Origin of the sequence: Maricaulis alexandrii, from assembly GCF_005871165.1 — a bacterium.
GTDB classification, from domain to species: Bacteria; Pseudomonadota; Alphaproteobacteria; order Caulobacterales; family Maricaulaceae; genus Maricaulis; species Maricaulis alexandrii.
Genome location: NZ_SWKP01000003.1, coordinates 443,144 through 469,051 on the forward strand (window position 1 = coordinate 443,144; position 25,908 = coordinate 469,051).

At 64.0% G+C, this 25,908-nt stretch carries 19 protein-coding genes; 12 read left to right on the forward strand and 7 right to left on the reverse strand.

The features are described from left to right. Positions 1-135: 135 nt before the first annotated feature. Together FCS99_RS02255 and FCS99_RS02260 are read left to right on the forward strand one after the other, a co-directional pair. Positions 136-1,347 (forward strand): hypothetical protein, encoded by a 1,212-nt coding sequence (locus FCS99_RS02255; RefSeq protein ID WP_138510105.1) that lies wholly within the window; start codon positions 136-138, stop codon positions 1,345-1,347. A gap of 31 nt (positions 1,348-1,378) precedes the next feature. Then, complete coding sequence (locus tag FCS99_RS02260; RefSeq protein WP_138510107.1) at positions 1,379-2,008, forward strand: class I SAM-dependent methyltransferase; 630 nt, start codon at positions 1,379-1,381, stop codon at positions 2,006-2,008. Here FCS99_RS02260 and FCS99_RS02265 read toward each other — a convergent pair. The 4 genes from FCS99_RS02265 to FCS99_RS02280 all read right to left on the reverse strand — a co-directional run bounded on the left by FCS99_RS02265 (position 2,005) and on the right by FCS99_RS02280 (position 8,005). Then, positions 2,005-3,438 carry an MATE family efflux transporter gene (locus tag FCS99_RS02265; protein ID WP_138510109.1) on the reverse strand — a complete coding sequence of 478 codons (1,434 nt, stop codon included), beginning with the start codon at positions 3,436-3,438 and terminating at the stop codon, positions 2,005-2,007. The genes FCS99_RS02260 and FCS99_RS02265 overlap by 4 nt on opposite strands. Positions 3,439-3,554: 116 nt before the next feature. Next, the gene (locus FCS99_RS02270) at positions 3,555-4,034 is read right to left on the reverse strand and encodes a hypothetical protein (protein ID WP_138510111.1); all 480 of its coding nucleotides are present in this window, start codon (positions 4,032-4,034) and stop codon (positions 3,555-3,557) included. A gap of 65 nt (positions 4,035-4,099) precedes the next feature. Continuing rightward, on the reverse strand, positions 4,100-6,379 hold the full coding sequence (locus FCS99_RS02275; protein ID WP_138510113.1) for an NADP-dependent malic enzyme: 2,280 nt from the start codon (positions 6,377-6,379) through the stop codon (positions 4,100-4,102). Between the two features lie 69 nt (positions 6,380-6,448). Next, complete coding sequence (locus FCS99_RS02280) at positions 6,449-8,005, reverse strand: NAD(P)H-hydrate dehydratase (RefSeq protein WP_325053211.1); 1,557 nt, start codon at positions 8,003-8,005, stop codon at positions 6,449-6,451. A gap of 88 nt (positions 8,006-8,093) precedes the next feature. On the opposite strand from FCS99_RS02280, the gene FCS99_RS02285 reads away from it, so the two are divergent. From FCS99_RS02285 to FCS99_RS02330, 10 genes are all read left to right on the forward strand, one after another. Then, complete coding sequence (locus FCS99_RS02285; RefSeq protein WP_075190887.1) at positions 8,094-8,432, forward strand: P-II family nitrogen regulator; 339 nt, start codon at positions 8,094-8,096, stop codon at positions 8,430-8,432. 36 nt (positions 8,433-8,468) lie between these two features. Continuing rightward, entirely contained in the window at positions 8,469-9,872 is a 1,404-nt protein-coding gene (gene glnA, locus FCS99_RS02290) for a type I glutamate--ammonia ligase (protein ID WP_138510117.1), read from the forward strand. A gap of 180 nt (positions 9,873-10,052) precedes the next feature. Beyond that, positions 10,053-13,427, forward strand: coding sequence for an autotransporter family protein (locus FCS99_RS02295; RefSeq protein ID WP_138510119.1), 3,375 nt, complete (start codon positions 10,053-10,055; stop codon positions 13,425-13,427). A 59-nt stretch (positions 13,428-13,486) separates the two neighbouring features. Then, positions 13,487-14,089, forward strand: coding sequence for a transglycosylase SLT domain-containing protein (locus FCS99_RS02300; protein WP_138510121.1), 603 nt, complete (start codon positions 13,487-13,489; stop codon positions 14,087-14,089). Positions 14,090-14,128: 39 nt separating this feature from the next. Beyond that, on the forward strand, positions 14,129-16,147 hold the full coding sequence (gene parE, locus FCS99_RS02305) for a DNA topoisomerase IV subunit B (protein WP_138510123.1): 2,019 nt from the start codon (positions 14,129-14,131) through the stop codon (positions 16,145-16,147). Between the two features lie 89 nt (positions 16,148-16,236). Further along, positions 16,237-18,822: a M14 family zinc carboxypeptidase gene (locus FCS99_RS02310; protein ID WP_138510125.1), complete on the forward strand. Its 2,586-nt coding sequence runs from the start codon at positions 16,237-16,239 to the stop codon at positions 18,820-18,822. A 110-nt stretch (positions 18,823-18,932) separates the two neighbouring features. After that, positions 18,933-20,366 carry an amidohydrolase gene (locus FCS99_RS02315; RefSeq protein WP_138510127.1) on the forward strand — a complete coding sequence of 478 codons (1,434 nt, stop codon included), beginning with the start codon at positions 18,933-18,935 and terminating at the stop codon, positions 20,364-20,366. After that, positions 20,366-21,637: an amidohydrolase family protein gene (locus tag FCS99_RS02320; protein ID WP_138510130.1), complete on the forward strand. Its 1,272-nt coding sequence runs from the start codon at positions 20,366-20,368 to the stop codon at positions 21,635-21,637. Before FCS99_RS02315 ends, FCS99_RS02320 begins: the two co-directional genes overlap by 1 nt. A 111-nt stretch (positions 21,638-21,748) precedes the next feature. Beyond that, positions 21,749-23,185 carry a DEAD/DEAH box helicase gene (locus FCS99_RS02325; RefSeq protein WP_138510132.1) on the forward strand — a complete coding sequence of 479 codons (1,437 nt, stop codon included), beginning with the start codon at positions 21,749-21,751 and terminating at the stop codon, positions 23,183-23,185. A gap of 165 nt (positions 23,186-23,350) precedes the next feature. After that, positions 23,351-24,400: a GGDEF domain-containing protein gene (locus FCS99_RS02330; protein ID WP_138510134.1), complete on the forward strand. Its 1,050-nt coding sequence runs from the start codon at positions 23,351-23,353 to the stop codon at positions 24,398-24,400. Between the two features lie 54 nt (positions 24,401-24,454). Here FCS99_RS02330 and FCS99_RS02335 read toward each other — a convergent pair whose 3' ends face one another. From FCS99_RS02335 to FCS99_RS02345, 3 genes are read right to left on the reverse strand one after another with little or no spacing between them, the layout of a single operon-like run. Beyond that, complete coding sequence (locus FCS99_RS02335) at positions 24,455-25,045, reverse strand: glutathione S-transferase N-terminal domain-containing protein (protein WP_138510136.1); 591 nt, start codon at positions 25,043-25,045, stop codon at positions 24,455-24,457. Between the two features lie 40 nt (positions 25,046-25,085). Next, positions 25,086-25,445, reverse strand: coding sequence for a HesB/IscA family protein (locus FCS99_RS02340; protein ID WP_138510138.1), 360 nt, complete (start codon positions 25,443-25,445; stop codon positions 25,086-25,088). 9 nt (positions 25,446-25,454) lie between these two features. Then, positions 25,455-25,907, reverse strand: coding sequence for an SUF system Fe-S cluster assembly protein (locus tag FCS99_RS02345; RefSeq protein WP_138510139.1), 453 nt, complete (start codon positions 25,905-25,907; stop codon positions 25,455-25,457). Position 25,908 lies beyond the last annotated feature (1 nt).

A 25,908-nucleotide genomic window follows, 5' to 3' on the forward strand; every position in this document is an offset into this window, starting at 1 on the left:
CATGACGCCTCATGGCATGGGCGGTGCGCCTGCGCAAGCACGGCTCGCCGCCCGCTCCGCACCCGTCTCAATCCCGTATTAATCCGCAAGGGGTTATCAGGGTTAACCTGAAGCTGCCGGTTGGGGCCGACTGCCTTGAATGCTGACCTGAAATCACGTCTGAAGGCAGCGCTGGCCGGACGCAGCGATCTCGATGTCGGCCAGTTCAAACTGGTCGGGCTCGGCGAGATCCGTGAACAGGCCGGCGAGGCCTGGGCCCGGATCAAGACGCGCGTTTTCACAGCTGCCACCCAGCTCATTGAACGCGAATTGTCCCCGGCCGATGTTGTCCTACCCGCCGGGGATGGATTTCTGGTCGTGCTGGCAGACCCGGCCGCTGCTGTCACGGAACGGCTGGATGCGGTTGCCCGGCGGCTTCGCGAGTTCTTTCTGGGACATCCGGACATGAAGGGACTGGCTGTCGAGGCCAGTTCCGGACGCCTGGATGCCGGTGCCCTCACCGCCCTGGCCGACCGCTCTGCGGCGGCGCCACCCGCGGACAAGCCGGTGGAACGCCGCCAGGTATCCCGTTCAACACCGGCCGAGGAAGACAGGTCCGACGGTGCCATGTCCGCCTGGTTCCGTCCGGTGTGGGATGGAAAGAACCAGGTCATTGCGGGCAATGCCAGCCGCCCCAAGGTCTGGGTCGGCGGACGCCCCTTGGACGGACGGCGGGTGGCGGAAACGCGCATGGTGCCGGTCGACCAGACCGCGATCGATCATCTCGCCCAGACCGCCGGATTCGATGCGTTGATGCGCTCGGTCCGGGCCAAATCCCAAACGCAGATCTATCTCTCCATCCACGCGGAAACCTGGGCCAGCCGCGAGGAGCGCGAGGAAATCCTGCGCCGGTTCAATGCCTTGCCGGAGAATGTCCGCAGCGCCTTCCGCGTCCGCATGGACGGGATGACCGAGGATGTCTCCAACATGGCCAAGGCGCTGGACGAGATCGGCCGGACCGGGGTCGGCCTGATGGCGGAACTGCCCTTCGGCGAGATCGATGTGACCGGTTTCGAAGATGTCGAGATCGACCTGTTCGGCTGGCGCTGCAAACCGCCCTCGAATGCCAATTCCAGCGGTCTGATGGATCATGACACGACCGCGCTGAAGCGTTTCGTGGCCGCCGCAGCGGCACAGGGTGCGGATACCTATCTGCAGGATGTGCGGGATTTGTACGTGCTGAAAAGCGCCCGTGATGCCGGCATTCGCTATTTCTCCGGCCAGGCGGTGATCACGGACCGGCAGATCCCGGCACCCAACCAAGCCTTGTCCATGATGGATATCTACCGGACGCACAAGGCGGCCTAGACCGCGCGAACAGACCGCGTAATTTAATGAAATGAGCACGACAGACGATGAACGGCCCGCCTTCGAGTGGGAAACCCGTTTCCGCGACAATGACACACCTTGGGAACGCGGCGATCTTCACCCGGCGGCCCGGATGTGGATGGATCAGGGCGTCCTGGCGGCAGGCAAGTCCGTCGTCATTCCCGGCTGCGGCCGCTGTCCGGAGGTCGCGGCTTTCGCCCGGGCCGGGCTGAAAGTGATCGCGGCAGACCTGTCCGACACGGCGATGGCCTGGCAGAAATCCATTTTCCTGAAGGAGAAGCTCAGCGGCGAGTTCATCGAGGGCGACATCCTGCGTCCCGGCGATCAGCGCTGGTATCCGGAAGACCCGGTGGACCTGGTCTATGACCAGACCTTCCTGTGCGCCATCCCGCCCCGGCTGCGCGAGCATTATGTCTACGGACTGACCCATTGCTGGATGAAGCCGGGCGGCCAGTATCTGGCGCTCTTCATGCAGAAGGAGGAGCGTGGCGGGCCGCCCTATGGCTGTCCGCTGGACGCGATGCGGGAATTGTTCTCCGACCGGTTCTGGATCTGGCCCGAGGATGAGGATTTCATCGACATCCCCCACCCCTCCCTGAACGGCAAGCCGGAACTGGCGGGCGTGTTGACCCGGCGCTAGGCCGGGTCTTCCACCACAGGCGTTTCCTCGACAACCGGCGTTTTGCGCCGGCGCGCCTTGCCATGCTTGGCCGTCATCTTGGCGCGCGTGAAGACAAACAGCGCGGTGAGCGAACCGGCCAGGATATTGGCGGCCGCAATCCCCAGGATGACACCTTGCGGCGTGTCGAAGACGAAGGAACCGATGAGGACGAGCGGGATCATCAGACCGAGAGCCCGGCCGGCCGTGATCGCCATGCCATGGGCCGGACGACCCAGACCGTTGAAACCGGCACTGGCCGCGATGGTGATGCCATAACCGCCAATGGTCAGCGAGGCGATGCGCCAATAATCGACAGCCGCCGCCCGGCCTTCTTCGCCCGGCAGGAAAGCGGCGGCGATCCAGTCCGCACCGATCCACAGGATCGCGGCCACGCCCAGCCCCCAAGCGATGCAGAAGAGGAAGGCCTTGCGGAAGGCTTCGCGCACGCGATCAAGCCGGTCCGCGCCGCCATTCTGGCCGGTGATCGCGCCGATACAGGCGGACAGGGCGAAGAGCGGAACGATGGCGAAAGCCTCGACCCGACCGGCCACCCCCAGACCACCGACAGCGGCGTCGCCGAAGCGCGCCATGGCCAGGCCGGACATGGCGACGGTCATGGCGACCGGGTTGAAGATGTTGGAGATGCAGGCGGGAATGCCGACGCGGGCAATGTCCATCCAGTGATGCCAGACCTCGCCCAGATCCTCCCATTTGAAGTCGATCAGTTTTTCGCGGACGACGAGATACCAGAGCACCATGAGGAAGGTGACGGCATTGGCGGCCACAGTGGCCAGGGCCGCACCGGACACGCCCCAGCCCAAGCCCGGGAAGAGACCGAAGACATCGTCAAGAATGAAGATCGGATCGAGGACGAGATTCACGGCGGCGGCAGCCATCATCATGATGGACGGCACGACCGTATTGCCCAGGGCCCGCAGGATATTGCCGGCCACCATCGGTCCGACGATGAGGGCGATACCGGCGAACCAGACCGTCATGTAGTCGACCACATGCGGCAACATCGTCGCACTGGCACCCAGCGCCCGGAAGATCGGCTCGACAAACAGCATGCCCAGCAGGGAGACCGCCCCGACCGAGAGCAGGGTCAGGGTCATCGCGTCGGTGGAGATTCGGGAAATCGATGTGCCGTCCTTGCGCCCGGCCGCGCGGGAAACCGCGGAGACGGCACCGGCCCCCAGACCGATGGAAACGCTCATCACCAGCATGGTGACCGGGAAGCTCATCTGGACGGCCGCCTGCTGGGCCGTGCCCAGCGTGCCGACCCAATAGGTGTCGATGATCCCGACCAGCATCATGGCGAAGATGCCGAAACTCATCGGCATGATCATCCGGACGATATGGCCGAAGATCGGACCATCCGTCATGTCGTGTGCAGACCGTCCGGCCATAAGCTGTCCCTCACTCGCTTGGAAGGAGCATAGATAGGAAGCGGCTGGCCTGTCTGCACCCGAAGGCCGTCAAATGACTGTGAATTGTTTGCGACGGGCGAACGGCCACCCGTTCGCTAGTCGTTGCCGAAGACCACCCGGCCACCATCCGGCAGGTACGCGAATGCGCAATAGACATAACTGAATTGGCGCGTTTCGATCTGCATGTCGAACCGGCAGTCCGCACTGCTTGAATACGGCGTGGGGGTGGGCACGGAACCGGTCGGTTCCTGCACATCCTTGATGTAGATCAGGCTCAGATTCAGCGTCAGCTGATAGCTGGTCACGCTGTCACCGCTGTCATCCACCGCCTCGACCGAATAAGTGCTGGGAGGCCCCGAATTGACCGGATTTCCCGCAGGTGGCGTGACCAGCATCTCGCCATTCGGGGCGAACTGGACCGAGAAGACCTGTTCCGCATACTCCGGCGTATTCCCGGCGGGCGCGACCGTCACGGGGAATGTCAGCCCGACCAGCGCCTCCACGGATGTGTCGTCGGCCAAGGCCGACGAGGATAGGCCTGCCAGGGCCAGGGCGGCTGTCATCAGTTTGCGCATGGTCTTTCCCCCGTGAGCGAGATGTCACGGGGGCAGACTACACGCCAAGGCTTAAAACCGGGTGATCAGGCCAGTCCCTTGTTGAGATCAAAGGCGGCGATGCCGGCGAGATTGACGATATCGCTGACCGAAGCGCCGAGACGGGCGATCTGGACCGGCTTTTCCAGCCCGACCAGCATGGGGCCGATCACGGTCGCCCCGCCCGCCGCCTTGAGCAGGCGCACCGCGATGGAGGCGGAGTGGACGGCCGGCATGATCAGGACATTGGCCGGCTGGGTCAGGCGCGAGAAGGGATAGAGCTGGTGGTGGTCGGGATCGAGCGCGACATCGGCCGCCATCTCGCCCTCATACTCGAAGTCGACGCCCAGCTCGTCGAGGATCGACACGGCATGCTGGATCTTGGCAGTCCGCTCGCCCGGCGGGTTGCCGAAGGAGGAATAGGACAGGAAGGCGACATGCGGCGTCAGGCCGAGGCGACGCGCGGAATGGGCGGTAGCGATGGCGATCTCGGCCAGGGCCTCCGGATCGGGGAATTCCGTCACGGAGACATCGCCGATCACCAGGGTGCGCCCCCGCGTCACGGCCGCGGTGACGCCAACCGTGCGGCTGTTCTCCAGCGGATCAAGCACCAGTTCGACATCTTTCAGGACGACATTGGAATGGCGCGTCACGCCGGTGACCATGCCGTCGGCATGCCCCATTTTCAGCATGCAGGCGGAGAAGACATTCCGGTCATTATTGACCCGGCGCTGTACATCGCGGCGCAGATAGCCGTCGCGCTGCAGGCGTTCATAGAGGAAGTTGGCGTAGAGCTCGTTGTGTTCGGACAGGCGCGCATTACACACTTCCAGCGAGCCCGCCGGAATGCCCAGCTCCTTCATGTTGGCGGCGACGACATCCTCGCGCGCCACCAGGATGGCCTTGCCCAGCCCCTGGGTCTGGAAGCCATAGGCGGCGCGTATGACGGCCGGCTCCTCGCCCTCGGCAAAGACGATGGTTTTCTGATCGCCCCGGATGGAGCCGGCGACCCGCTGCTGCAGGGCGGCGGTGGGATCGAGACGGCGGGCCAGGACCTGGCGGTAGGCCTCGCTCTCCGGCATGGGCCGGCGCGCGACACCACTGTCGATGGCGGCCTGGGCGACAAAGGGTGGAATGAAGGAAATCAGGCGCGGATCGAACGGGGTCGGAATGATGTAGTCGCGGCCATATTGCAGCCGCTCGACCTGGTAGGCCTTGGCCACTTCGTCCGGCACATCCTCGCGCGCCAGCGCCGCGAGGGCCTGTGCCGCGGCAATCTTCATTTCTTCATTGATGGTACGGGCCCGCACATCCAGGGCGCCGCGGAAGATATAGGGAAAGCCGAGGACGTTATTGACCTGGTTGGGATAGTCGGACCGGCCCGTCGCCATGATCACATCGTCCCGAACATCCTTCACCTCTTCCGGCGTGATTTCCGGGGTCGGATTGGCCATGGCGAATATGATCGGGTCCGGCGCCAGCGAGGCGACGATCTGCTTGGTGAAGACACCGGCGGCCGACAGGCCGAGCAGGACGTCCGCGCCTTCCGCCGCTTCGGCCAGGGTACGCTTGTCCGTGTCGATGGCGTGTTTCATCAGGCGCTCATGCCCGCCCGGGCGACCGGTGTAGACGACACCCTCAATGTCCACGACGGTCGTGTTTTCCGACTTCACGCCCATGGATTCGATGAGTTCCAGGACGGAGAGACCAGCCGCGCCCGCGCCGCACAGGACGACTTTGAGATCCTCGAACCGTTTGCCGGTCAGATCGCAGGCATTGATCAGGCCGGCGGCCGCGATGATGGCCGTACCGTGCTGGTCATCATGAAAGACGGGGATGTCGAGTTCGTCACGCAAACGCCGCTCGATCTCGAAGCATTCCGGCGCCTTGATATCTTCCAGATTGATGCCGCCGAACGTGTCCCCGAAACCGCGGACGCAATCAATGAACTTGTCCGGGTCGGTATAGTCGACCTCGATATCGACCGCGTCGATATCGGCAAAGCGTTTGAACAGGACCGCCTTGCCTTCCATCACCGGTTTGGACGCAGCAGCCCCCAGATTGCCCAGCCCCAGAATGGCCGTGCCATTGGACACGACGGCGACCATGTTCCCCTTGGAGGTGTAGTCGTAGACCGTCTCCGGATCTTCCGCGATCGCCCGCACCGGCGCGGCCACACCGGGCGAATAGGCCAGGGCCAGATCGCGCTGGGTCGCCATCGGCTTGGTCGGCGCCACGCCCAGCTTGCCGGGCACGGGTTTCATGTGGAAGGCGAGCGCGTCGGCGTCGAGTTGCTGGTTCGGGGGAAGCGTGGATTCAGAAGCCATCGGAATATCCGTTCAACAAGCGGGCGAAGATGAACTGAGCCGGACCAATCGCCAAGCCCCTGCCGGCGCTTAGCTCCTATGCGCCAGAAGATGACTGAGTGCAGCCTGTCTGTGCTGTTCGCGCTGCAGGGCCTGCCAGCGGGCCGGCAGGATTTCGGGCAAATCCTCGGCGATGAGACCGGGCCCGAAATGGCGGCCGCAATCGCCATGCAGCCAGCTCGCTGCGCAGGCGGCCTCGAAGGCGGGCACACCCTGGGCCAACAGTCCGCCGATCAGGCCGGCCAGCACATCCCCGCTGCCCGCCGTGGCGAGCGCCGGGTCGGCATGCCGGTTGATGACGGGGGTGCGTTGGGGCGCGGCAATCACGGTATCGGCGCCCTTGAGCAGGATGGTACAACCCGCCCGCTCCGCCGCCGCCGCGACACGGGCAATCTTGTGGCCCCAGCCATCATCCAGGTCCGGGAAGAGACGCCGGAACTCGCCTTCGTGCGGGGTGAGGACATCGCGGGGTGTGAGGGTGTCGAACAGGCGCTCCGGCGCGTCGGCGAAATCGGTCAGCGCGTCGGCATCGAGCACGCGGGCGCACGCGGCCGCGCTACTGGACAGGACCGTGGTGCGCGATTGCCCATCCAGTCCCAGGGCCGGGCCGATGACGGCGGCATGGGCCCGCAATTCCTGCAGCAAATCGCCGGCCGCTTCCGCCTCCGGCCAGCGCCTGACCATGACGGCTTCATTGGTGCTCGCCTGGACGAGCAATGCTGATGGCGGTGTCGCCAGCGTGACCAGGCCGGCCCCGCTGCGCAGTCCGGTGCGGGCGGCCAGCCGGGCCGCGCCTGTTGCGCTGGCCCCGCCGGAGAAGACGACGAGGCGCCCGCGGGCATGCTTGTGATCCGCGGACGACGCCGCGGGCAGGCTCGCCCACCACAAATCGGGGTGATTGAGCCGGGCCAGGGGTGTCACGGCTCGCTCCCAACCGTCGGGGATGCCGATATCGGCCAGCCGTTTTTCGCCGCAGGCCGAGGCAGACGGTTCCAGCAGATGCGCCGGTTTCCACTGGTGGAAGGTGACTGTCAGGTCCGCCGGGACAAACACCCCTTCCCCCATGGCATCGCCGTGCAGGCCGGAGGGCAGATCGACGGCCACCACCGGACAGGAGAGGCGCGCCATGGCCTCGACCAGTTGGGCGGCCTTGCCATCCAGCGGGCGGCTGAGACCCGCTCCAAAGAGCGCGTCGACCACCAGGTCCGCCCCGTCGAAGAAGTCCGGCTCCGCCGATTCGATCTCGCCGCTCCACAGGCCCGCCGCCCAGGCCGCATCGCCGCGCAGACCGGCCGGGTCGCCCAGCAGCGCCACACGCACCGGCCAACCCGCCTTGCGCAGGTTTTCCGCGGCGAAAAACCCGTCCCCGCCATTATTGCCGGGACCGCACAGGATGCGGACCTGACGGGGCGACCAGCGCTGGCGAATCGCATCGGAAACCGCCGTCGCGGCCTTTGTCATAAGGCTTTGCGAAGACACGCCGTTTTCAGTCGCGAACTGATCGCAGCGCGCGCAGTCCTTGGTGTTCAGTGCGGCATCGTGCATGGTCGCCCTATTGTGTGGCAGGATTGCCTGATTGTTAGGCATTTCCCGCAGCCTGTGTTTGTGAGTACCGTTTCCGTCTTGTCTCGTATCGGCCCGGCTCTAGCGTCGCGGCGAGATCATGGAGTCCGTGATGAAAAAAATCGAAGCCATCATAAAACCCTTCAAACTCGATGACGTGAAGGAGGCCCTGCAGGAGATCGGCGTGCAAGGCCTGACGGTTATCGAAGCCAAGGGTTTCGGTCGGCAGAAAGGTCATACGGAACTCTATCGCGGCGCTGAATACGTCGTCGATTTTCTGCCCAAGATCAAAATTGAGCTCGTCCTGCCGGCTGATCGAGTCGAAGCGGCAGTCGAAGCCATCCAGAATGCGGCCCAGACCGGCCGGATCGGCGACGGAAAGATTTTCGTCAGCCCGATCGAGAGCGTCATTCGCATCCGGACCGGCGAGACCGGCCGCGATGCGCTTTAACCCAATTTCGCTGATCGAAACTCCGGAGACCGGCACATGTCAGACGCAATCCTGAAGAAACTCAAAGACGAAGACATCAAGTATGTCGATCTTCGTTTCACCGACCCGCGCGGCAAACTGCAACACGTCACGTTTGACCGTTCGGAAGTGAACGCCGACTTCTTCGAAGACGGTATCATGTTCGACGGCTCGTCCATCGCCGGCTGGAAGGCGATCAACGAGTCCGACATGGTGCTCAAGCCCGACACCTCCATCGCGGTGATGGACCCGTTCTACCAGCACCCGACCCTGGTCATGCTGTGCGACATTCTCGAGCCGGGCACGGGCGAAGCCTATAACCGCGACCCGCGCACGACGGCCAAAAAGGCGGAAGCCTTCCTGAAATCCTCCGGCGTCGGCGACACCGCCTATTTCGGTCCGGAAGCCGAATTCTTCGTGTTTGACGATGTGAAATGGTCCACGAAGCAGGAAAACACCGGCTACAGCTTCGACAGTGAAGAAGGCCCCTACAATACCGGCGCCGAATTCGCCGGCGGCAATATGGGTCACCGTCCGGGTCCCAAGGGCGGCTACTTCCCGGTCAACCCGATCGATAGCGGCCAGGACATGCGCACCGAGATGCTCGAAGTGCTCGAGGAACTGGGCTGCCAGCCGGAGAAACACCACCACGAAGTGGCACCGTCGCAGCACGAGCTGGGCATGAAATTCTCCACGCTCACGACGATGGCCGACCGGATGCAGCTGTACAAGTACACGGTCCAGAACGTCGCCGCCGCCTACGGCAAGACCGCGACCTTCATGCCGAAACCGGTCTGGAACGACAATGGCACCGGCATGCACGTGCACCAGTCGATCTGGAAGGACGGCAAGCCGCAATTCGCCGGCGACCGTTATGCCGACCTGTCGGAAACCTGCCTCCACTATATCGGCGGCATCATCAAGCACGCCCGCGCGATCAACGCCTTCGCCAACGCCTCGACGAACTCCTACAAGCGTCTCGTCCCGGGCTTTGAAGCACCGGTCCTGCTGGCCTATTCCGCCCGCAACCGGTCTGCCTCGATCCGTATTCCGTGGGTGTCCTCGCCGAATGCCAAGCGTATCGAAACACGCTTCCCGGATCCGGCTGGCAACCCCTACCTGACCTATACGGCCCTGCTGATGGCCGGCCTCGACGGCATCGAGAACAAGATCGATCCGGGCGAAGCGATGGACAAGGACCTGTACGACCTGCCGCCGGAAGAGCTCACGGGCATCCCGACGGTCTGCCGCTCGCTGCGTGAGGCCCTCGAATCGCTCGACGCCGACCGCGACTTCCTCAAGAAGGGCGGCGTGATGGATGACGACCAGATCGACGCCTATATCGAGCTGAAGATGGAAGAGGTGCTGCGTTTCGAAATGCATCCGCACCCGGTCGAGTTCGACATGTACTATTCCTGCTAGGCTCAAGCCTGCAGCGACAATCAGAGACGGCCGGGCCCTGCGCCCGGCCGTTTTGCATGGCGAAGAGGTTACAGGTGCTGCGTTGTTTCGCCCGTTACGGTCGACGCGAAGCAAAGCATTCGCTACAAATCATCAACCGTCCGGCAATCCCGTTTTCGGGAAGTCCTTTCAGGAGTTCGTATGCGTCGCCGTTTCATGTTTGCCAGCGCCCTTGTCACGCTGACCGTCGCGGCCCCGTCCGCCTTCGCAGACCGGGAAATCACCGACGAGATCACGACGTCCGTTGCGACCTCGACAGCCGGTGAAGGCGGTGGACCGGACAATATCATCATCACGAATACCGGCCGCGTCGTCCTGGCGACGCCGGGCACGGCCGTCACGCTGGACAGCGACAATTCGGTCGAGATGGATGGCGAGATCGAGATCATCTCCGATGATGATGGCGGTGTCGGCATCCACGTCGTGGGTGGCAATACCGGCGATCTGACCATTGGCGGCGACATCTTCGTGGAAGCGGAGAGCCGCGCCGAGGATGATGACGACGATGCCGATGCCGATTTCCCGAATCCGGACGGCCCGACGGCGATCGGCGGCAACCGGATCGGCGTCCTGGTCGACGGGGCCGGCAATTTTGTCGGCGACGTGATCATGGATTCCAACGGATCGATCTCGATCTTCGGCAATGATTCCGCGGCCATCCGCGTCCTGACCGGCATTGATGGCGATATGAGCCTGCAAGGCGCCCTCTCCGTGATCGGCGACCGGTCGACCGTGCTGGATCTGCAGGGGGACCTCTCCGGCGACCTGACCCTGGGCGCAGGCGTTTCCTACCGCGGTGAAGACAGCTACGGCGTCCGCGTCCAGGGCGATGTCGGCGGCGATTTCTATCTCGGCGGCACCGTGTCCGGCACGGCCTACCGTTTCTCGGCCTATTCCAACGACCCGGAATTCCTCGCCACCCTCGATGAAGACGATATGTGGCAGGCCAATTCCGCCGTCTCGATCGAGGGCAGCATTGCCGGCGGCATCCTGTTCGACGCCCCGACCGCTGACAATCGCGTGACCCGGACCGCCGGCATCGCCTTCCGCGGCGAAGCCCCGGCCATGCAGATCCTGGCCTCCAGCGGCGACATCACCATCGGTGAAGTCACCCAGCCCGCCGTCGCGGATGACGAGACGACCGAGGACACGGATGAAAGCGTGCCGGCGACCCCGCTGGGCTATTCCTTCGTGCATCGCGGCACGATCTCCACGACCTCGATGCTTAATGATACCTCGTCCACCGCGATCTATATCGGCGGCAGCGATGACGGGATGGGCTCCTACTACACGGCGAGCCTGACTGAGGGCATGCTGATCACCGGGGGTGTCGCGGCCATCGCCTACACCCGCGAAATCGAATCCCCGTCGATCGCCATCCATCTGGACCACGGCGCCTTCCTGCCGATCCTAGTGAATGAGGGCGACATCTCCTCGACCAACAATACCGTCGCCCGCGAGAACGCCTTCACCGGTTCGGCCTATGCCCTGGTGATCGAAGACGGTGCCGTGCTGGAAGAACTGGTGAATTCCGGCCGCATCACGGCGCAAGGCGTCTTCGGCGGCAGCGCCTATGGCGTAATTGACGAGTCCGGCACGCTGGTCAATCTGACCAATAACGGCATCATCCAGGTCTCGCGGACGCCGCTGGGCGCCTATCTCGACGAGAATGACGAAGTCGTCCAGCCGGATGATACCGATGATTTCGAACTCATCGCCTTTGACGGGCGCGCCAACACGACCGGCACGAATTTCCACCAGTATTGGGAACCCATTCCCGATGATGGCGATGACAACACGGTCGAACTGACCCTGCTGGACATTCCGATCTATGTGGTCGGCGACATGCTGTTCGGCAGCGGCGACGACACCGTCCAGATCGAAGCGGGCCGCGTGGCCGGCGGCATCGATTTCGGGGCCGGCAATGACGCCCTGATCATCGATGGCCAGACCGTCTATGACGAGCTGCAGCGCCTCATCGATGAGGGCGAAATCGATCCGCTCGACGATGACCAGATCTACAACGTCCTGCCCTATGTCGTCGGCGCCGTCAGCGACAGTGACGGCAATCTGTCGATCGCCGTGGACCTGGCCACGCTGGAACTGACCGGCGATGCGACGCTGAACATTTCCGAGGCCCGTTTCGGAGACGGCTCCGTCCTGCTGATGCAAGTCGATGCGGCGAGCAACTCGCTGCGCAATATCGTGGCGTCCGGCGATGTGACCTTCGAAACCGGCTCCCGCCTGTCCGTCTCCCTGTCGAACCTGATCGGCAATGGCGGCCAGTTCGAACTGGTGCGCGCGGACAATCTGATCATCGAGGACGACCTCGAAACGCTCAACGACTCGCCCTCGCCCTTCCTCTACGATGCGGCACTGGAGCGGGATCCGAACAATGACGACGTCATCCTTCTGACCCTGCAGCGCAAGTCCGCCGAGGATCTCGGCTTCGACGCGAACCAGACCGCAGCCTATGAGGCGGCCTTCGCGACCTGGACTGACAATGAAGACCTGGGGGCGGCCCTGGCCACCCTCACCACCCAGGATTCCTTCCGCTCGGCCTATGACCAGCTGCTGCCGGAATACTCGGCCGGTGCGATCCAGTTCGCCCTCGCCAGCAATGACAGCGCCATCGGCGCCCTCGCCAACCGGCTGGAAGCGGTCCGCCGCAGCCCGGACGAGACCGGCGGCCTGTGGCTGCAGGAATTCGGCTATTTCGCGGACCGGGCCGGCAATGCCTTCGGTCCGGGTTATCGCGGCCAGGGCATGGGTGTTGCGGTCGGCTTCGACCGTCCGCTCGGCTTCTTCTCCGCCGTCGGTGTCAATTTCGTCGGCGCGGCCAGCGAAGTGGAAGAAGTGGAAGGCGTGGATGATCCCATGTCCGCCATCACCGCCCAGCTGGGCGTGTATGCCGGCGCGGAAATCGGCGGCTTCAACCTGGACCTCTACGGCGCCGGTGGTTTCGACAGTTTCGAGCACAATCGCCGCGTCCTGATCGGCGAGTTTGACGCAACGCCGTCGGCTGAGTGGACCGGCTACCACGTCACCGGTTCGGCCCGTCTGTCGCGCGATATCGAGTTTGGCGGCCGCTATTACGTCCGTCCGGCCGTGTCCGTCGATTATCTGACCCTGTTCGAGGACAGCTATACCGAGAGCGGTGGCGGGGCCGGTATCGACCTGTCCGTCTCCGAACGCGACTCCACGAGCTTCACCAGCTCCGGCGTCCTGACCTTCGGGGCCGTCTACGAGAACAATAATTCCTGGTGGTCGCCGCATGTGCGCGTCGGCTATCGCGGCGAATTCGCCGGCGATGTCGTCGAGACCGATGTGAATTTCGTCGATTATGACGAGGTCTTCACCCTGCGCTCGCAACAGGTTCCGGGCTCCGGCTTCCTGTTCGGCTTCGGCCTGACGGCCGGCTCGGGTTATTCGACCTTCTCCTTCGACTATGACGCGGATGTCCGGGACGAATTCGTCCGTCACACCGCGCGCCTGGTGATGCGCCTGGTCTTCTGATCCGCGCAGACCACGCGCCGGCAACCGCCGGTTAACCCTGATGAGCGAGGCTTGCACGCATGATACGTGCAGGCCTCGTTTCCTTTTGCGCCCTGTTGGCGCTGACCGCCTGCGGCCACCGGCCGCCGGACCAGGTCACGGATGCCTGCCTCATCCTGGAAGACAATCGCGCCTGGTGGCGCGCCCTGCAGCGTTCCGAAGAGCGTTGGGGCATTCCGCCGGGCGTACAGCTGGCCATATTGCGCCGCGAGTCCTCCTTCAACGCCCATGCCCGCCCGGCCCGCAACCGGCTTCTGGGCATCATCCCGACCACCCGTCCCTCCAGCGCCTATGGCTATGCCCAGGCCCTCGACCAGACCTGGGATTGGTATCGGGAGGATACGGGCCGCCGCTGGGCCGACCGGGATGATTTCAGCGATGCCGTGGATTTCGTGGGTTGGTATTCCAGCAAGAGCCGCCAATTGTCCGGCGTCCAGCCGACCCAGGCGCGCGAGCTCTACCTGACCTATCATGAAGGCCATGGCGGCTATAATCGCGGCACCTATCGCGGCCGCTCCTGGCTGATCAATGCCGCGGAGTCCGTGGCCCGCGATGCCAGCCGCTACCAGGCCCAGATCGACCGCTGCGAACGCCGCCTGAACCGGCGCTTCTGGCTGCTCTGAAAAATACCCTCTCGCGCCCGACTCGTGCATGTTAGGCGCATGTCTTCGCAGAATTCTGAAACCGACCTGTTTGGTGGCGCCCCCGCCCCGACACCGGCCAAAGCGCCGGCGCCGGGCTATTCCGCCGCCCATATCGAAGTCCTTGAAGGTCTGGAGGCCGTGCGCCGCCGCCCCGGCATGTATATCGGCGGCACGGATGAGCGCGCCTTCCACCACTTGTTCGCGGAAATTCTCGACAACTCGATGGACGAGGCCGTTGCCGGCTGGGCCGACCGGATCGAGGTCGCCGTCGACGAGGACGGCTTCATCACGGTGACGGATAATGGCCGCGGCATCCCGGTCGACCCGCACCCGAAATACCCCGACAAATCGGCCCTGGAAGTGGTGCTGACCGTGCTCCACGCCGGCGGCAAGTTCTCCGACAGTGCCTACAAGACCTCCGGCGGCCTGCACGGGGTCGGCGTGTCCGTCGTGAACGCCCTGTCCGAACTGCTCGAAGTGGAAGTGGCCCGGGAAAAGACGCTGTGGAAACAGTCCTTCTCGCGCGGCCTGCCCATGGGCAAGCTGGAAAAGGTCGGCCCCGCCCCCAATCGCCGTGGCACGCGGATCCGGTTCAAGCCGGATGCGGAAATCTTCGGCGACAAGATGCGCGTCAAACCGGCCCGCATCTATGCCATGGCCAAGGACAAGGCCTATCTGCGCCCCGGCGTGAAGATCCAGTGGCGCTGTCCGGAAAGCCTCGTGGAAGGCCTGGACATTCCGCACGAGGAAATCCTGTGTTTCCCGGGCGGTCTGGCCGACCGCATGACCGAGCTGACCACCAAGAGCGCCCTGATCACGGCGGAGACCTTCTCCGGCCAGGTCGAGCGCGATGACGGGACCGGCGGGGTGGAATGGGCGGTCACCTGGTCCGGCAACGGGTTCGGCAGCGAAGCCGACGGTTTCTGCCAGTCCTTCTGTAACACCGTGCCCACGCCGCAGGGCGGGACGCATGAACAGGGCCTGCGCGCCGCACTGACCAAAGGTCTGCGCGCGCATGCCGAGCACACCCACGCCAAGAAGGCCGCCAATATCACGCCGGATGATGTTCTGGGCGGAGCCGGTTGCCTGGTCTCGGTCTTCATCGGCGATCCCGAATTCCAGGGCCAGACCAAGGAACGCCTGGCGACGCCGGAAGCCGCCAAACTGGTGGAAACCGCCGTCCGCGACCGGTTCGACCACTGGCTGGCCGGGTCCCCGAAGGAAGCGGCCAAACTGGTCGAATTCGCGATCGAGCGCGCCGATGACCGGATGCGCCGCCGCAAGGAAAAGAATGTCAAACGCCAGACGGCTTCGCGCCGCCTGCGCCTGCCCGGCAAGCTGGCCGACTGTTCGCGCTCGGACGCGGACGGGACCGAACTCTTCATCGTGGAGGGCGACTCGGCCGGCGGTTCTGCCAAACAGGCCCGCTCGCGCCAGACCCAGGCCATCCTGCCGCTGCGCGGCAAGATCCTGAACGTCGCCTCGGCCACCGCCGACAAGATCGCCGCCAACCAGGAAATCTCCGATCTCCTGCAGGCGCTGGGCTGCCAGACAGGAACGCGGTTCAAGCTGGACGATCTGCGCTATGAGCGCATCGTCATCATGACCGACGCCGATGTCGACGGCGCCCATATTGCCGCCCTTCTGATCACCTTCTTCTACCGTTCCATGCCCGAACTGATCCATTCGGGCCGGCTTTTCCTGGCGCAACCGCCGCTCTACCGGCTGAGCCAGGGCAGCCGCACGCTCTATGCCCGGGACGATGCCCATCGCGACCAGATCCTGGCCGATGAGTTCAAGGCCAATGCCAAGGTGGAGATCGGCCGGTTCAAGGGCCTCGGCGAGATGACGCCCAGTCAGCTCAAGGAGACCACGATGGATCCGGACAAGCGGACCCTGGCGCGCGTGGTGATCGACGAGAACGAGCTGCCGAGCCTGGAGAAACTGGTGGAAACCCTGATGGGCAAGAAGCCGGAAGCGCGTTTCCAGTTCATCCAGGAGAATGCCAGCTTCGTCGCCGACGAACTGGATCTCTAACGGTCTTTCCGGACAACATCTGTCATCACCATTGGCCTTCCTCCCGCGGAAGGCTAGCTTCCCTGCCGAGGATATCCGGGAGGGATGAGATGATGCGATTCTGGTCAATGGCGGGTGCCGCCGCAGCGATGGCCCTGACGGCAGTCACGCCGGCCTCGCAAGCGGAACCGATTGAATTCTATCAGGTCGACGGGGTGCCCTATGATGAGAGCATCCCGACGCCGGAAGAATTTCTCGGCTTTGGTGTGGGCGACCGGCCGGTGCGTCATGACCTGATGGTCGCCTATCTGCGCGAACTGGCAGAGATTTCCGACCGCATCAGCGTCGAGACGATCGGCTATTCCCATGAGGGCCGGCCGATCCTGTTCTTCGTCGTCACCTCGCCGGACAACCAGGCCCGTATCGACGAGATCCGCGACGCCCATCTGGCGTCTCTGGAGCCGGGCGCGCCCGCCAGCGATGGCCCGGCCGTGGTCTGGCTGAATTATGGCGTCCACGGCGCAGAATCGGCGGGCATGGATGCCGCCATCCCCACGCTTTACCACTACGCTGCGGCCGAAGGCCTGGAAGTGGAAGCGGATCTGCGCGAAGCGGTGATCCTGATCACGGCGGTGTTCAATCCGGACGGACATTCGCGCCGGATCAATCATGTGGAGACCTTTTCCTCCACCGTGCCGACCACGGATCCGGATCATGAACAGCACAATCTGTGGACCACGGCCCGGGTCAATCACTACTGGTTCGACCTGAACCGGCAATGGCTGCTTCAAACCCAGCCGGAAAGCCAGGCCTGGCTGACGCAATGGCATCGCTGGAAGCCGATGGTCTCCGCCGATTTCCACGAAATGGGCACGGAAAGCACCTTCTATTTCCACCCGGGTGAACCGCTGCGCCGCAATCCGCTGATCCCGGAACAGGCGCGCGACCTGACCCTGGGCATCGCCCAGCACCACATCAACTTCCTGGACAGCGAGGCCCGCCTCTACACGTCCGAGGAGGGTTTCGACAATTTCTATGTCGGCAAGGGCTCCACCTATCCGCAGGTCAATGGCTCACTGGGCATCCTGTTCGAAGTCGGCGCCGCCCGCGGCGGTCTGATCGAGGCCGAACGCGGCCTGGTCAGCCATGGCGACAATGTACGCACCCATTTCCGCACCTCGCTGACCACCGTGTCCGGCGCCCTCGCCCAGCGTGACGAGATCGCCGCCTATCAGCGCGATTTCTTCCGCGATGCCGTTCAGTCCGCCCGCTCGGATTCGGACCGCGCCTATGTCTTCACAGCGCCCGGGGATCCGGTGCGCACACAATTCTTCATCGACCTGCTGGACCGGCACGACATCACCGTGAACGCCCTGGCCCGCGAGGTCAGTGTCGACGGGATCGACTATCAGCCGGGCGAAGCCTTCGTGGTGGCACTGAACCAGCCGCAATACACGATGATCCGCTCCCTGTTCGACCGCGTCACCGAGTTCGAGGAGAACATTTTCTACGACGTGTCCGGCTGGACCCTGCCTTTGGCCTATGATCTGGACTATGCCGCCCTGGGCAATCGCTACAATGCCGGCCTGCTGGGCGATGTGGTGACGCCGCAACCGATCGGTCTGGACGCCCCGGACATGTCTTCCTACGGCTATGTCCTGCGCTGGTCGGACTATTACGCGCCGCGCGCGCTCTACCGCCTGCTGGACGCGGATCTGCGGGTTCGTGTCGCCACGGAGCCGGTGGAGATCTCCACGAGTGAAGGCAATGTCGCCTTCGGCCCGGGCGCGGTCTTTGTACCGCTGGTCGGCCAGGATGCCGACCGGGACACCATCCATGCCCTGGTGTCCGAAGCGGCCACCGAGGACGGCGTTGCGGTCTGGCCCGTGACGTCGGGTTCCACCGCCGACGGCACACCCGATATCGGCGATGGCAGTTTCCGAGCGGTGCAACGCCCGGAAGTCCTGGTCCTGTTTGATGACGGGCTGGCCCTCTATGATGCGGGTGAAGTCTGGCACCAGCTGGACCATCGCATGCACATCCCGGTCACCCTGCGCCGCAAGGACGAAATCGGCGGTCTGGACTGGTCGCGTTACACCCATCTGATCATCGTCGGCGGTCGAAATACCACCCTGTCAGACGCTGCCCAGACCCGCATTGCCCAATGGGTGCGCGAGGAAGGCGGCACGATCATCGCGACCCGTCAGGCCGCGGCCATGGCCCAGGAAGCCTTCCTCGGCCTGGACCTGCCGGAGGACGAAGCCAGCGAAGAACCGCTCGCCCGCCGCAATTATGCGGACATGTCGGTCTCGGAAGCGGAGCATGTGATCGGCGGCGCCCTGTTCGCCGGCGACATGGACCCGTCACATCCGATCGGCTTCGGTTATCAGGACCGGTCCATCACGCTTCACCGCAACACGACGCTGCGTCTGGCGCGTCCGGACAGTGATCCCTTCGCGGTGGTGGTGGAATACACCGATGCGCCGCTTCTGTCGGGTTATGCCTCGCAACGCCGCCAGGACGAGATCGCCGGAACCCCGGCCGTGATCGCCCAGCGCCTGGGCGCCGGCACGGTCGTGCTGTTCGCCGACAATCCGAATTTCCGCGCCACTTTCCGCGGAACCGAGAAGATGTTCATGAATGCCATCTTCTTCGGAAATCTGGTCGACCGCGCCCGCGGCGACTACCGGGACTGATTTTCGTCGCTTCGGGCCCGGGCTTCATTTGACGCTCGCGCCCGAAGCGCGTTCAATCGGGCCACCTCGCCTGCCAGGAGAAGGGGCAGGCCCAAATGGGGATAATTACGATGAAATTGACTGCAAGCCTGCCTGCGGCCGTGGCGCTTTCCGCCGCGTTTGCCCTGGCTGCCTGCGGCGGCGGGAATACTCCGTCCGACTCAGGCAGCTCCAGTAGCGGCGATGACGAGATCGTCCGCATCAATCTGGATCCGTATCCGTCCACCTATGAGCCCCAGCCCAGCGGCACGACGCTGATCCGTGGCGGCACGGTGCTCGACGGGATTGGTGGCCAGATCGAGAATGGCGATGTGCTGATCGAGAACGGCCGCATCGCCGCGATCGGCACCGGTCTGGAAGCCCCGGAAGGCGCGACCGTGATCGACGCCGCCGGCCGCTATGTCACGCCGGGTGTCATCGATATCCACTCCCATCTGGGCGTCTATCCCTCGCCGGGCGTGCACGCTCACAGCGACGGCAATGAAGCCACCCAGCCGGTGACAGCGGAAGTCTGGGCCGAGCACTCGGTCTGGCCCCAGGACCCGGGTTTCGAACATGCCCTGGCGGGCGGCGTCACCACGCTGCACGTCCTGCCCGGCTCGGCGAACCTGTTCGGCGGTCGCGGCGTGACATTGCGCAATGTCTCCGGCCGGACGGTCCAGGACATGAAATTCCCCGATGCGCCCTACACGCTGAAAATGGCCTGCGGCGAAAACCCGTCGCGCGTCTACGGCTCGCGCGGACGCTCGCCGGCCACCGATATGGGCAATGTCGCCGGCTATCGTGACGCCTGGATCCGGGCCTCCGATTACCGCGACAGTTGGGAGGAATACTGGGAAGCGGCGGAAGCCGGTGAAGAGGTCAGCCCGCCGACCCAGGACCTGGAACTGGACACGCTGATGGGGGTTCTGGAAGGCGAGATCCTGGTGCAGATGCACTGCTATCGCGCTGACCAGATGGCCCAGATCATCGATATGTCTCACGAGTTCGGCTACCAGGTGACGACCTTCCACCACGGTGTGGAAGCCTACAAGATCCCGGACCTGCTGGCAGAGAACGACATCTGCGCCGCCGTCTGGGCTGATTGGGGCGGGTTCAAGATGGAAGCCTATGACAGCATCCGCGAGAACCTGGCCATGACGCACGCCAATGGTGCCTGCGCCATGATCCACTCCGATGACGACAACGGCATCCAGCGGCTCAACCAGGAAGTCGCCAAGGCGCTGGCCGATGGCCGTCGCGCCGGCCTCGATATTTCCGAGGCGGAAGCCTGGGCCTGGCTGTCGTCCAATCCGGCCAATGCGCTGGGTATCGGCGACGAGACCGGCTCGCTGCAGGAAGGCTATCGCGCCGATGTCGTCCTGTGGTCCGGCAATCCCTATTCCACCTATACCCGGGCCGACCAGGTCTGGATCGACGGTGCCCTGAGCTATGACCGTTCGGATGCCGACATGCAGCCCGTGCGTGACTTCATGCTCGGCCAACCCGGCGAAGGAGAGCAGTAATGAAACAGCTCATCTCAGCTTTTGCAGCGACGCTCACCCTCGCCGCCCCGGCGCTGGCACAGACCTATGCCATCACCAATGGCCAGGTCGTGACCAATACCGACAGCGGCATTCTGGAGAGCGCCACGGTGCTGGTGCGTGACGGCGATATTGTCGCCGTGGGCGCCGGCATCGAGGTTCCGGCCGAGGCCACGGTGATCGATGCCGAGGGTGGCTGGGTCACGCCCGGCGTGTTCGCGCCCTACTCCCAGCTCGGCCTGATCGAGGTCGCGCTGGAGGACAGCACGAATGACCAGGCCGCCAGCGAGTCGCCCTTCTCGGTGGCCCTGGATGTGACCGACGGGTTCAACCCGAACGGCACCTATATCCCGACCCACCGGATGGAAGGCGTCACCCGTGCCGCGATCTATCCGGGCACCGGCCACAATATCTTCGGGGGCCAGGGCGGTCTGGTATCGACCAGTGGCGAGGCCGATTCGGTCTTCGAAAGCGGCAGTTTCGTCTTCGTCGACCTGTCCCAGTCCGGTGCCAGCCGGGCCGGCGGTTCGCGTCCGGCGGCCTGGGCCTATCTGGCCGCGGCCCTGGCCGATGCCCGGGGCTATCCGGGCCGGTTTGCCGGGGATCATGAAGGCGATGCCCTGAACCGCTATGACGCGGCGGCCCTGCTGCCGGTCGCCCGCGGCCGGGTGCCGCTGGTCGTGCAGATCAACCGCGCCGCCGACATCCGCCGGGCCATCCGTTTCCAGGAAGAGAATGCGCCGGTTCGCCTGATCCTGGTCGGGGCGACGGAAGCCTGGATGGTGGCGGACGAGCTGGCCGCCTCGGGCATTCCGGTCATCATCGACCCGCTGCACGATCTGCCGTTCAACTTCGATTCCCTCGGAGCGAGCCTGCAGAACGCCGCGCATCTGGATGAAGCCGGTGTCACCGTGGCCTATGCCACGCTGACGGCAGACGGGTATTTCAATGCCCGCCTCCTGCCGCAGAATGCCGGCAATGCCGTGGCCAATGGCGTCGCCTGGGATGCGGCTTTCCGTGCCATCACGCTCACCCCGGCCGAGATTTTCGGCGTCGGTGACCGCTATGGCGCCCTGGCGCCGGGTTATGCCGGTGATGTCGTGGTCTGGGACGGTGATCCGCTGGAAGTGATGAGTGCGCCGACGGCGGTGCTCATCGATGGCGAACCCACCGAGATGGAATCGCGGCAGACCCAGCTGCGGGACCGTTACATCAATATCACGGATGACACCCCATTCGCCTATAGAGACTAGGGTTTCAGCCCTGTTGCGTTGACACAACGCACCGGGACCGTATTTTGCGCCACACCAGCGGCCGCGCCCCAACGGCGCGGCCGCTTTCGTTCCGCTTATGCAAAGGGCGCCATGACGTTCGCCGAACTCGGACTTAGTTCCAAACTCCTCGAAGCCATTGAAACGGCTGGTTATACCGAGCCGACCCCAATCCAGGCAGGCGCCATCCCGCCTGCCCTGGCTGGCAAGGATGTCTTGGGCATCGCCCAGACCGGCACCGGAAAGACCGCCTCCTTCACCCTTCCCCTGATCGAGCGCCTGTCGCGCGGCCGCGCCAAGGCCCGCATGCCGCGCTCCCTGATCATCGCCCCGACTCGCGAACTCGCGGCTCAGGTCGCGGAGAATTTCGAGACCTATTCCAAGGGTCAGAAACTCTCCATGGCGCTGCTGATCGGCGGCGTGGCCTTCAAGCCGCAGGAAGAGATCCTGAACAAGGGCGCCGATGTCCTGATCGCGACGCCGGGCCGCCTGCTCGACCATTTCGAGCGCGGCAAGCTGTTGATGAGCGGCGTGCAATTCCTCGTCGTCGACGAAGCCGACCGCATGCTGGACATGGGCTTCATCCCGGATCTGGAACGCATTTTCAAAATGGTGCCGCCGCGCCGGCAAGTCCTGTTCTTCTCGGCCACCATGCCGAAGGAAATCCAGAGCCTGGTCGACCGTTTCCTGAATGACCCGGAACGCGTGGAAGTTTCCCGCCCGGCCACGACCAGCGTCAATATCAAGCAATACCTGGTGAAGCTCGGCTCCAGTGTCGCCAAGGACAAGCGCGCCGCTCTGCGCGCCGCCATGAACCGCGACGGTGTGAAGAACGGCATCATCTTCGCCAACCGCAAGCGCGATGTGGATATTGTTGCCCGCTCGCTGCAGCGCCACGGCTTCTCCGCCGCGCCGATCCATGGCGATCTGGACCAGTCCTCGCGCACGCAGACCCTAGCCGATTTCAAGTCCGGCGAGCTGCGCTTCCTGGTGGCCAGTGATGTGGCCGCCCGTGGACTGGACATTCCCAATGTCAGTCACGTCTTCAACTATGACGTCCCGCATCATGCGGACGATTATGTCCACCGCATCGGCCGTACCGGCCGGGCCGGCAATACCGGTGAGAGCGTCACGATTTCCACGTCGGCGGATTCCAAATCCCTCGCCGCCGTGCTGAAGCTCATCCAGCAGGACATTGAAATCCTTGAGCTGGACGGCCAGACCGCAGCACCGGCCGCGAAGGCCAAGTCCGACGAGGCTGCGTCTGAGGACAAGCCGAAATCGCGCCGCTCATCCGGCGGAGGCCGCAGCAAGTCGCGCGCGGCCAAGAGCGACAAACCGCAAGCCGACAGTGCGCCGGTCGAAAAGGACGATACCGCGTCCGAAACGCCGCCAGCCCGCCAACCGGCCGAGAAGGCTGAGAAGCCCGCCCGCCCGGCGCGCAAGGACAAGAGCCGCAACCGAAGGTCGGACTCGCAGGATCGCCCTGTGGTCGGCTTCGGCGACCATGTCCCGGACTTCATGTCCTGAGGCAGATCGCTGAGTCGATGTGACTGACTCAGCGCGCCTTTTCCACACGCCTGACCCGTTTTTCTCCGGACAAACGGGTCATTTTTACGACTTCTTTTCCTTTCTTGCCTAAGGTCCGGCCTAACACAGACGCAGAAGCGCCTGGCAGAAAGCAAGGAAAAGCTCGTGAACGGTCGACTGCTTGGGAAGGAAGGACGTGAGTTCGCGCAAAAGGCGCTGGAGCTCATGGAACAGTTCGGGGTCCCGCCGACGCCTGAAAATTACGCAGTCTGGATCTGCTTCGCCAGCGATACCAATCCGGAATTGTGCGAAACCCTGCGAGATCACATCGAGACCTCCAAGGATTTCAATGACCAGGTCAATGCTGACCTGTTCGAACAGTATTTCCAGTGGAAAGCCATCCAGGATGCGATCCTGGAAAGCGGTGGCGCGATGTGCCGCGAACTCGGGGTCGTGCAGCAGCAGTTGCAGGACGCCGAGCGCGATACCGCCGCCTATGGCAAGGCCCTGCAAGGGGCTGCCGGCGAGCTGAGCGACAGCCCGGACGAAGCCGGCATGCGCCGCCTGGTGGAATCCCTGGTCTCCGCCACGGCCCGGATGCAGGCGCGCAGCCAGGCTCTGGAAGACAAGCTCCAGGCGACCTCCAACGAAGTGACGCAATTGCGTGATCACCTCGAACGGGTCCGCCAGGAAGCCATGACGGACGCCCTCACCGGCATCGCCAACCGCAAGCGGTTCGACGAGACGCTGCGCCGGGCACGCCGGGACGCTGACGAGACCAAGAAGCCGCTCAGCCTGATCCTGTGCGATATCGACTTCTTCAAGCGGTTCAACGACACTTGGGGCCACCAGACCGGTGACCAGATCATCCGCTTCGTGGCCGGGTGTCTGACGCGTCACTCCAAGGACAGCCATGTCGTCGCCCGCTATGGCGGCGAGGAATTCGGCATTGTCATGCCCAACACGGATGCGGTGGCCGCCAGCGAAATCGCTGAAAAGATCCGCAAGACGGTCGAATCCAAGAAGCTGCTGCGCAAATCCACCAATGAGGATCTGGGCAATATCACGATCTCACTGGGTGTGGCCTGCTATCGTGACGGGGAATCGATCGAGGAATTGATCGAGCGCTCCGACGCCAATCTCTACCGGTCCAAGACCGAGGGCCGGAACCGGACCTCGAATGATCTGGAAGCCGGTGCGCGCAACGCGGCCTGAGCCTGATCATCAGCGACATGACGAAAAAGCCGCCCCTTCCGGGCGGCTTTTTTGTTACCCGTCGGCGGGTGGCTGTGTGTCCTTGAAACTGTCCCGCCCGGCCCAGGCTTCCTTGAGGGCCTGCAAATTGGGACGTCCACCGCGCCAATCGCTCTCTGGATATCGGAAATCCAGATAGGCGAGCGCCACCGCCATGGTCAGCGGCCCCTGCGCCATCGGGTTCTCCAGATCCGCGACCACGGTTTCCAGCTCGTCCAGCGCCCGCAGGATGCCGCGCTCCCGGCGACCGATCCAGAAATCGGAACGCTGGCCCTCATCGCGGACCATTTCGACCCGGCGCATGACGGTCAGATCCAGAAGGCCATTGCCGAGCGCTTCAAGGCGGCGGTCCGTCCAGTCCCGCGGCCAGGGATCACCCGCCTGTTCGGCGATATAATCGGCGATCAGGGCGCTTTCGGTCAGCGCCTGGCCATCATCCATCTGAAGACAGGGCACCCGGCCCAGCGGATTGGCCCGCAACAGGTCCGGGTCATCATCGAAGGGATGGGCTTCGACTTCCTCGATCCGGCCGGTCAGCCCCATTTCACGCACCATGACGCGGCATTTGCGCGAATAGGGCGAGGTGGTGGAAATGATCAGCTTCATGGGACGGCTCCGGCTACCGGTCCTGTCGCCCCACGAGCGATCAGGCCTCTTTGACAGGAATAATCGTCACGCTTTCCCCGCAACCGCAGGCATCGGTCTGGTTGGGGTTGTTAAACACGAATTTGGCATGAAGCGGCGTGACTTCATAGTCGATCTGGGTTCCGAGCAGGAAGAGAAGCGCCTTGGATTCCAGAACGATCTCCACGCCCTTATCCTCGACGCGCTCATCGAGCGCCTCCGGCGCCTCGACATAGTCCATCTCGTATTCCATGCCCGCGCAGCCGCCATTCTTGACGCCGACGCGCAGGAATCCGGTACCGCGCTGGGCCATGATCGACTTCACGCGATCGGCAGCCGCCTCGGTCAGGGTCACAGCCTTGGGACGTTCACGTACGGCCATGCGGCCCTCCTAGAACATGTTCAGCGCAAGACGCGCTTCATCAGACATGCGGTCGGGCGTCCAGGGCGGCTCGAAGGTGAGCTCCACCAGCGCCCGCTCGACACCATCGACCTTCTCGACAGCCTCCTGCACCCAGCCGGGCATTTCGCCCGCCACGGGGCATCCAGGGGCCGTCAAGGACATTTCCACCTTCAAGGTCCGGTCATCTTCCAGATCGACCTTGTAGATCAGGCCCAGCTCGTAGATGTCGACCGGGATTTCCGGGTCGTAGACGGTCTTCAAGGCCTCAACGACATCGTCGGTGATGCGCGCCAGTTCCTGCTCCGGAATCGCGCTCGGTGCCGGCGAGACGGCATGCGCCACCTCGTCCGGCGTTTTCGGCGCGGCGGACGGAGCCGACTGGGCCGGGACCTTGGCCGAAGCGGACAGGTCGATCATGTCGCGTTGGGTATTCTCGGTCATG

Excerpts from the sequence above, each read along its gene's own strand:
- FCS99_RS02315 (WP_138510127.1), top strand. The coding sequence starts at position 18,933 with ATGAAATTGACTGCAAGCCTGCCTGCGGCCGTGGCGCTTTCCGCCGCG.
- FCS99_RS02265 (WP_138510109.1), bottom strand. The coding sequence starts at position 3,438 with ATGGCCGGACGGTCTGCACACGACATGACGGATGGTCCGATCTTCGGC.
- FCS99_RS02335 (WP_138510136.1), bottom strand. The coding sequence starts at position 25,045 with ATGAAGCTGATCATTTCCACCACCTCGCCCTATTCGCGCAAATGCCGC.
- FCS99_RS02300 (WP_138510121.1), top strand. The coding sequence starts at position 13,487 with ATGATACGTGCAGGCCTCGTTTCCTTTTGCGCCCTGTTGGCGCTGACC.
- FCS99_RS02260 (WP_138510107.1), top strand. The coding sequence starts at position 1,379 with ATGAGCACGACAGACGATGAACGGCCCGCCTTCGAGTGGGAAACCCGT.
- FCS99_RS02280 (WP_325053211.1), bottom strand. The coding sequence starts at position 8,005 with ATGCCTAACAATCAGGCAATCCTGCCACACAATAGGGCGACCATGCAC.
- FCS99_RS02285 (WP_075190887.1), top strand. The coding sequence starts at position 8,094 with ATGAAAAAAATCGAAGCCATCATAAAACCCTTCAAACTCGATGACGTG.
- FCS99_RS02345 (WP_138510139.1), bottom strand. The coding sequence starts at position 25,907 with ATGACCGAGAATACCCAACGCGACATGATCGACCTGTCCGCTTCGGCC.
- FCS99_RS02270 (WP_138510111.1), bottom strand. The coding sequence starts at position 4,034 with ATGCGCAAACTGATGACAGCCGCCCTGGCCCTGGCAGGCCTATCCTCG.
- FCS99_RS02340 (WP_138510138.1), bottom strand. The coding sequence starts at position 25,445 with ATGGCCGTACGTGAACGTCCCAAGGCTGTGACCCTGACCGAGGCGGCT.
- FCS99_RS02295 (WP_138510119.1), top strand. The coding sequence starts at position 10,053 with ATGCGTCGCCGTTTCATGTTTGCCAGCGCCCTTGTCACGCTGACCGTC.
- FCS99_RS02320 (WP_138510130.1), top strand. The coding sequence starts at position 20,366 with ATGAAACAGCTCATCTCAGCTTTTGCAGCGACGCTCACCCTCGCCGCC.
- FCS99_RS02325 (WP_138510132.1), top strand. The coding sequence starts at position 21,749 with ATGACGTTCGCCGAACTCGGACTTAGTTCCAAACTCCTCGAAGCCATT.
- parE (WP_138510123.1), top strand. The coding sequence starts at position 14,129 with ATGTCTTCGCAGAATTCTGAAACCGACCTGTTTGGTGGCGCCCCCGCC.
- FCS99_RS02275 (WP_138510113.1), bottom strand. The coding sequence starts at position 6,379 with ATGGCTTCTGAATCCACGCTTCCCCCGAACCAGCAACTCGACGCCGAC.
- glnA (WP_138510117.1), top strand. The coding sequence starts at position 8,469 with ATGTCAGACGCAATCCTGAAGAAACTCAAAGACGAAGACATCAAGTAT.
- FCS99_RS02310 (WP_138510125.1), top strand. The coding sequence starts at position 16,237 with ATGATGCGATTCTGGTCAATGGCGGGTGCCGCCGCAGCGATGGCCCTG.